This is a genomic window from Pseudomonas sp. NPDC088885 (assembly GCF_044750025.1).
Lineage (GTDB): Bacteria > Pseudomonadota > Gammaproteobacteria > Pseudomonadales > Pseudomonadaceae > Aquipseudomonas > Aquipseudomonas rustica.
In genome coordinates, this window is record NZ_JBIVJB010000236.1 from 1 (window position 1) to 1,798 (window position 1,798).

Sequence of the window (1,798 nt, forward strand, 5' to 3'; positions counted from 1 at the left end):
GGATGGGTCTGGGGCCCGGAGGGTTATTTCCGTGACCGTGGTAGCGATTACCTGGAAGCGCAACAGACTGCACCGATGCAACTGCCACCGGATGTCAGCACCTCCAAGCGTCTGGATCCGCTGCTGCCGATCCCGCGCAACGTCGCTGATGACACCGCCAAGGGCGAATACGTGGTTCCACGTCCTCAGCCACTGTCGGCCATCGCCGATGCCACCGACTACTCGCTGCAGAAGAGCGGCGATTCGCGTTGGGTCATGGCCCAGCATCCACCGGCCGAAGTCTGGCCAGTGGCGGTGCAATTCTTCCAGGACAACGGTTTCCGTCTGGATGAACAGCGTCCGCAAACCGGCGAATTCACCACCACCTGGCAGCATTCCGATGAGCTGTCCGCGTCGATGGCCAAGCGCCTGAGCGCGGCTGGCGTCGCCACTGACAGCGAAACCCGCGTCCGTGTGCGTATCGAGCCAGGCGTGCAGCGCAACACCAGTGAAATCTACGTGGTCAGCGCTGAGCGTCCTGCCGGCAGCACCGCCGATGTCGATTTCACCAACCGCTCGGTCAACACTGGCCTGGACGCTGCGCTGGTCGACGACATGCTCGCAAGCATGAGCCGGATCTCCGAGAAGGGCGGTTCGGTGTCGATGCTCGCTTCGCGTGATTTCGATACGCCGAGCCGCGTCAGCCTCAGCGAAGACGGCAGCGGCAACCCGGTGTTGAACGTCGGTACCGATCTGGATCGTGCCTGGTCGAGCGTTGGCCGTGCACTGGAACAAGGCGAATGGCGCGTTGAAGACATCAACCGCAGCCTTGGTCTGTACTACATCAACCTGGCCGAAAAAGCCGAGAAGAAAGACGACAAGCCTGGTTTCTTCAGCAGCCTGTTCGGCAGTGCGCCGACCAAGGAAGAAGTTGAATCCCGTGCCGAGCGTTATCAGGTTCGCCTGAGCAAGGTTGGCGAGAACATTCAGGTCACCGTCGAGAAAAACATCAACACCGTCGCGCCGGCTGAAGTGGCGCGTAAAGTGCTGAGCGTGATTCAGGACAACCTGGGCTGATCAACCATGCGTTTTGCCGTTCTCGGCAGCGGTAGCCAAGGGAACGGCACGCTGATCGCCAGTGCTGATACGTATGTGCTGGTGGATTGTGGTTTTTCCCTGCGGGAAACCGAAAAACGCCTGTTGCGCCTGGGTGTGAACCCGGCGCAACTGAGCGCGATACTCGTAACCCACGAACATGCCGACCACGTGCATGGCGTGGGTTTACTGTCTCGACGCTACAATCTGCCGGTCTACCTCAGTCGCGGCACACTGCGCGGGATGCGCAAACCGATAGAACCCGCAGGCTTTCTGGCCGGCGGCGAGCAACTGCAGATCGGTGCACTGAACATCGGGGTCATTGCCGTGGCCCACGATGCGCAGGAACCGACCCAGTATGTCTTCAGTGATCAAGAGCAGCGGCGCTTCGGCCTGCTGACCGATCTGGGTTCCTACTGCGAGCGGGTGCTGGACGGTTATCGGGATCTCGATGCGTTGATGATCGAGTCCAACCATTGTCGTGACATGCTGGCCCGTGGGCACTACCCGTACTTTCTCAAGCAGCGGGTGGGCGGCGAGCTGGGACATTTGAACAACCATCAGGCGGCTTTCCTGGTGTCCGAGTTGGGCTGGCAGGGCTTGCAACACCTTGTCCTGGCTCATCTGAGCAGCAAGAACAACATGCCGCAGCTGGCCCGGCAATGTTTTGTCGACACCCTCGGGTGCGACCCGGACTGGCTGCAACTGGCCGATCAAGATTCAG

The 1,798-nt window shown here is 60.6% G+C and carries 2 protein-coding genes; both read left to right on the forward strand.

All coding sequences use genetic code 11. The features are described 5' to 3' along the window. Positions 1-1,056, forward strand: a 1,056-nt coding sequence (gene bamC, locus ACIP1X_RS28870) for an outer membrane protein assembly factor BamC (RefSeq protein ID WP_400755973.1), incomplete at its 5' end; no start/stop codon positions are given. 6 nt (positions 1,057-1,062) lie between these two features. Further along, positions 1,063-1,798: MBL fold metallo-hydrolase (locus ACIP1X_RS28875; RefSeq protein WP_400755974.1), on the forward strand; the 736-nt coding region annotated here is incomplete at its 3' end.